Annotated in this window: 6 protein-coding genes and 1 tRNA gene; 4 read left to right on the forward strand and 3 right to left on the reverse strand. The window is 51.3% G+C overall.

What is annotated here, in order from left to right; translation table 11 throughout:
* The 3 genes from RJ38_RS05960 to RJ38_RS05975 form a co-directional block, all read left to right on the forward strand.
* Window positions 1-482: IS3 family transposase (locus tag RJ38_RS05960; protein WP_039017066.1), on the forward strand; the 482-nt coding region annotated here is incomplete at its 5' end.
* A 567-nt stretch (window positions 483-1,049) separates the two neighbouring features.
* Window positions 1,050-1,952 carry a LysR family transcriptional regulator gene (locus RJ38_RS05970; protein ID WP_039017981.1) on the forward strand — a complete coding sequence of 301 codons (903 nt, stop codon included), beginning with the start codon at window positions 1,050-1,052 and terminating at the stop codon, window positions 1,950-1,952.
* Window positions 1,953-2,033: 81 nt separating this feature from the next.
* Window positions 2,034-2,912, forward strand: coding sequence for a DMT family transporter (locus RJ38_RS05975; protein ID WP_039017984.1), 879 nt, complete (start codon window positions 2,034-2,036; stop codon window positions 2,910-2,912).
* Here the strand turns inward: RJ38_RS05975 and RJ38_RS05980 are convergent, their stop codons facing one another.
* Both RJ38_RS05980 and RJ38_RS18825 read right to left on the reverse strand, forming a co-directional pair.
* Window positions 2,913-3,236, reverse strand: coding sequence for an ArsR/SmtB family transcription factor (locus RJ38_RS05980; protein ID WP_039017982.1), 324 nt, complete (start codon window positions 3,234-3,236; stop codon window positions 2,913-2,915).
* Window positions 3,237-3,312: 76 nt separating this feature from the next.
* A tRNA-Phe gene (locus tag RJ38_RS18825) sits at window positions 3,313-3,400 on the reverse strand.
* A 249-nt stretch (window positions 3,401-3,649) separates the two neighbouring features.
* On the opposite strand from RJ38_RS18825, the gene RJ38_RS05985 reads away from it, so the two are divergent.
* Window positions 3,650-4,294, forward strand: a complete 645-nt coding sequence (locus RJ38_RS05985; protein ID WP_039017983.1) for a hypothetical protein — start codon at window positions 3,650-3,652, stop codon at window positions 4,292-4,294.
* Between the two features lie 6 nt (window positions 4,295-4,300).
* On the opposite strand, the gene RJ38_RS05990 is transcribed toward RJ38_RS05985, so the two are convergent.
* Window positions 4,301-4,919: IS3 family transposase (locus RJ38_RS05990; protein WP_039017055.1), on the reverse strand; the 619-nt coding region annotated here is incomplete at its 5' end.

A 4,919-nucleotide genomic window follows, 5' to 3' on the forward strand; every position in this document is an offset into this window, starting at 1 on the left:
CCAATCAGAAATGGGCTGGCGACATCAGCTACATTTGGACCAGCGAAGGTTGGCTGTATCTTGCCGTCATCCTTGACCTGTATTCTCGCCGCGTCATCGGCTGGGCTATCAGTAACCGCATGAAGAAGGATCTGGCAATCCGGGCGTTAGATATGGCCGTTGCTTTGCGCCAACCACCGGAGGATTGCATTCACCATACGGATCGTGGTTCACAATATTGCTCAAATGAGTATCAGAAGCGCTTGTCCAAGCACGGTTTCAAGGTCTCGATGAGCGGCAAGGGAAATTGTTATGATAATTCTATGGTCGAGACGTTCTTCAAATCCATTAAGGCTGAGCTGATTTGGCGCAACCGTTGGGACACACGCCGTCAGGCTGAAGGCGCGATCTTCCAGTATATCAACGGGTTCTATAACCCGCGCCGTCGCCACTCATCGCTTGGCGGGAAAAGTCCCTTGGCTTTTGAGCGAAAGGCCGCATAAATGAGTTCAGAGACCGGAACGTAAGCGGGACAAGACCATCATGTCTTCCGAAATTTGTGACCTCTAGCCGAGCGTGGAGAACGCAATCCAGCTTATAGTGTTTCTGTTGTTTGCTGAGCAAGTAGTCGTGACGGGTGCTGAATGTATTTGAGGGGCGGTCGAAGGTGATGATCACGCGCCGGGTCATATTTAGGGATATGATGCAAGGAATGAGAATGCCAGCAGCGTTAAGGTAAACACCGGAGGGCTCACCGCCACGCAAAATGATAAAACCCAAAATGTTGAAGCCAATCAACCAAAGCAGGTTGAACAGAACCGTTCCGATTGGCCGGTGGTGCAACGAAAGTTGATCGGGCTTATTTTGGGTGATTTTCAACAGGAAACCCATCATTGGAAATATTGGAACGGGGTCAATCCGTGAGCGAATTGCATTCACAGCACAAGAAGATTTTTTGGAAAATGCTATGGCATTCCTGCAAACTGGAACGAAAGCGGTGAAAAAACTTGCGATCTGTGAGATCATGCACATATTGGTCTGCAAATAGGCAGACAATAGGGGTGCGTGAGATGGACAATTGGGATGAGATTCGAACGGCGTATCAAGTGGCCCGGATTGGGACTGTATCTGGTGCTGCGGAAGTTCTCGGAGTGCATCATGCCACGGTGATCCGGCATGTTGACGCGCTAGAAGAACGCCTTGGCACCAAGCTGTTTCAGCGCCATGCACGGGGGTATTCAGCAACGGAGGCCGGGCAAGATTTGATGCAAGTTGCCCAGACGACCGATGATCAGCTGACACAGCTGGCGGGACGTATTCGCGGGCAGGGTGATTCAGTGCAGGGCGATTTGATCATTACATCGCTTGCGTCTTTGTCGCCGTTATTGACGCCAATTCTTGTGGATTTTCAGAAAGAACATCCAGATGTGAATATCCAGTTCCTGACGGGGGATCGCTTGTTTCGTTTGGAATACGGCGAGGCCCATGTGGCGATCCGTGCGGGCAATGCCCCGGAACAACCCGATAACGTCGTGCAGAAACTGACCACCCAATGCGTCGCTTTATATGGTGCAAAAAGCTATATTGATGAGGCAGGAATGCCTGAAACGCTGGATGATTTACGCAAACACCGTTTTGTTGCCGGTGATAAAAGCTTTAAGCGGGCACCATTTTATCGTTGGCTTGATGAAGAAATTCCAGATGCGAAGATTTCTTATCGGGCGTCAGGGTTTATCAGCCTTGAGGATGCTGTTGTTGCCGGTGCGGGCCTGGGATTTATGATGGAATGGGGCGCTCAGATGCACCCGGACATGGTGCAGGTTCTGCCGCCGAAGCCTGAATGGGTGGCGCAGCTGTGGCTGGTGACGCATGTAGACTTGCATCGCACGTTGAAGGTGCAAACTTTCCTGAAGTTCTTGAAGGAACGTTCCGCGGACTGGGGCCCAGAGGATGGTATGGGCTGTGACGCCTGATTGCAAACGTGGCTTTTCGCCGTCCCAGATGGGACATCTTAAAGCCACGGCGCAGGCCAAAGGATGTGCTCTATGACCAGAATGGCGCATAGCCTGCGCGGGCATATTGCAATGTTGGTGTTTTCGGCCTTGGTGGCGGGATCCTTCAGTCTTGGATCCTTGGCCGCCAATGAGATTGCCCCCCTTGCATTGGTGTTTGTGCGCTTCCTCTTGGCGGCGATGCTGATTGGGGCTCTGGTGGCCATGCGCGGCGGTGTCCCGGTCGCGGCGCGGCGGGCATCCTGGCGATATGTCGCCTTGGGTGGCCTGTTTGCGGTATATTTCGTGTTGATGTTTGAGGGATTGAAAAGCGCGCCGCCAGTGTCGGCTGCTGCGGTCTTTACGATGACTCCAATTATGTCCGCGGTATTTGGTTGGTTTTTGTTGCGTCAAGTCACCACAGCTCTGATTGCGGCATCCTTGGCGATTGGTGCCTTGGGGGCACTTTGGGTGATATTTGATGCGGATGTCCACGCGTTTTTGGCATTTCGTATCGGATCGGGCGAGATGATATATCTCGTTGGTTGCGCTGCACACGCTTTGTATACCCCTTTGATTAGAAAACTAAATCGTGGGGAGGACCCCTTGGTGTTTACCCTGGGTACATTGATTGGTGGGGCTATTGTCTTGGCGGTTGTAGCTGGGCCATCCGCATTTGCCACCGACTGGTTTTCACTGCCTGGAATTGTGTGGGTCACCATTGCTTACACCACCATTTTTGCGACAGCGATTACGTTTTATTTGGTGCAATATGCGACCATGCATCTACCTTCTTCGAAGGTGATGGCCTATACATGGTTGACGCCAAGTTGGGTGATCCTATGGGAAATTGGTTTTGGCAATGGCGTGCCGTCTGTGTTGGTTTTGGCAGGGGTGGCGTTGACCATTTTGGCGCTGTTGGGGTTGCTGAAGGAAGCGTAATTAGTCGCCGAGCTCATGTTCGAGGAATCGTTCAAAATCGTCTAGATTGACGGCTTCGAAGTGGCCAAAGCCCTGCATCCAAGCAGATGCTTCACGCAATGCGGTTTCTTCAATCCGGCACCATTTGACCCGCCCGCGTTTTTCTTGACTGATGAGGCCAGCGTTGGTCAAAACACCGAGATGCTTAGAGATCGCGGCCAATGACATGTTGAACGGCTCTGCCACATCGGTGACGGCCATATCATCTTCCAGCAGCATGGTCAGGATCTGGCGACGGGTGGCGTCAGAGAGGGCTGAGAAGATGGTATCAAGAGATGCGGGCATGAAACCGACGTATTGAAAAGCCCGCGAAAGGTCAACCGCTTGGGATGTTTTCTATTATTCCATTTTCTGAAGTAAATGGTGCCCAGGGGCGGATTTGAACCACCGACACGAGGATTTTCAATTAGCCTTGTTGTCTGCGCGGGCTGTTTCAGGACAGCTCAACCCGCCGCTTAGCCGATTGAAAATCTTGATCTTTGCACTCGGCAGATCGTCTCGGTCTGTCTCCTACCAGAGCATTCAAGCACACTGCTCCTGCAACCCCAGTGATACCCAAGATTACTGCGGCTGTGGGCCGACCAGAATTTACCATCACCATTTGGCGCATAGTGGCTAGCATCTGACTTCAGGACTTGCATGCGCATTTTAATCGCCGCAAAGTTGTGAGGGCGAAAGTCGGTATTGGGAAAAGAACTTTGGAAAATTCTGAACTAAAAGATTTCTACATAATTTCGTACAGTACGCCGGAGATCAATCTGCCACTGTTCGCCAATCAAGAAAACGAGGTTGGACCCAAGGCGTCTATTTTGATCGGACCAAATGGCTCAAACAAAAGCCGTGTTCTTGCATCTTTGGTCGAAGAATTGACCAATATCGATGGCCTTAGGCGCGAACTGAACGAAAGCGGCGACGCTGCCCAAGATTCCAAATCTCAGTTCAGACCACAAAACCAAGAGCTTTTTCCAGACGCGAGACATCGCAAAAGCAGTTTGAGCGTAAAAGGCAAGAGCACCCAGAGTTCCCAAGCGACAGTCAAGTATCGACTAGGCGAGGATGTCTGGACGATTGAGAGAAATCAACGCAGTTTGCGCGTTTGGCAGAATTCGGAGCTTGTTGATCCATTAAATTTCCCATTTCCGGACAAAGCAATCGCGGTAGCACACCTCCCAACTGATCGCTTCAAGTTCAACAGACACCATGATGATGACTTCTATATCTATCTTGGATTGCGCCAAGCCACCAACATGACGACTACAGGGGCTCTGGAAAGCAAGGTTGTACTGAGCTTTATTGACGCGATGCAGAGAGTGGTCTTGTCCCGCTTACGTTCCGGTCTCTGAACTCATTTATGCGGCCTTTCGCTCAAAAGCCAAGGGACTTTTCCCGCCAAGCGATGAGTGGCGACGGCGCGGGTTATAGAACCCGTTGATATACTGGAAGATCGCGCCTTCAGCCTGACGGCGTGTGTCCCAACGGTTGCGCCAAATCAGCTCAGCCTTAATGGATTTGAAGAACGTCTCGACCATAGAATTATCATAACAATTTCCCTTGCCGCTCATCGAGACCTTGAAACCGTGCTTGGACAAGCGCTTCTGATACTCATTTGAGCAATATTGTGAACCACGATCCGTATGGTGAATGCAATCCTCCGGTGGTTGGCGCAAAGCAACGGCCATATCTAACGCCCGGATTGCCAGATCCTTCTTCATGCGGTTACTGATAGCCCATCCGATGACGCGGCGAGAATACAGGTCAAGGATGACGGCAAGATACAGCCAACCTTCGCTGGTCCAAATGTAGCTGATGTCGCCAGCCCATTTCTGATTGGGGCCAGTCGCTGAGAAATCTTGATCCAACAGATTTGGTGCAATGTTGAACGTGTGGTTGCTGTCCGTTGTCGCCTTGTATTTCTGGGTTCTGATGATCTTGATGCCATTCTCGCCCATCAGACGTCCGACCCTGCGA

This window comes from Halocynthiibacter namhaensis (assembly GCF_000812685.1).
GTDB classification, from domain to species: Bacteria; Pseudomonadota; Alphaproteobacteria; order Rhodobacterales; family Rhodobacteraceae; genus Halocynthiibacter; species Halocynthiibacter namhaensis.

Coding starts and splice junctions, on each gene's coding strand:
- RJ38_RS05970 (WP_039017981.1), top strand. CDS start 1,050: ATGGACAATTGGGATGAGATTCGAACGGCGTATCAAGTGGCCCGGATT.
- RJ38_RS05975 (WP_039017984.1), top strand. CDS start 2,034: ATGGCGCATAGCCTGCGCGGGCATATTGCAATGTTGGTGTTTTCGGCC.
- RJ38_RS05980 (WP_039017982.1), bottom strand. CDS start 3,236: ATGCCCGCATCTCTTGATACCATCTTCTCAGCCCTCTCTGACGCCACC.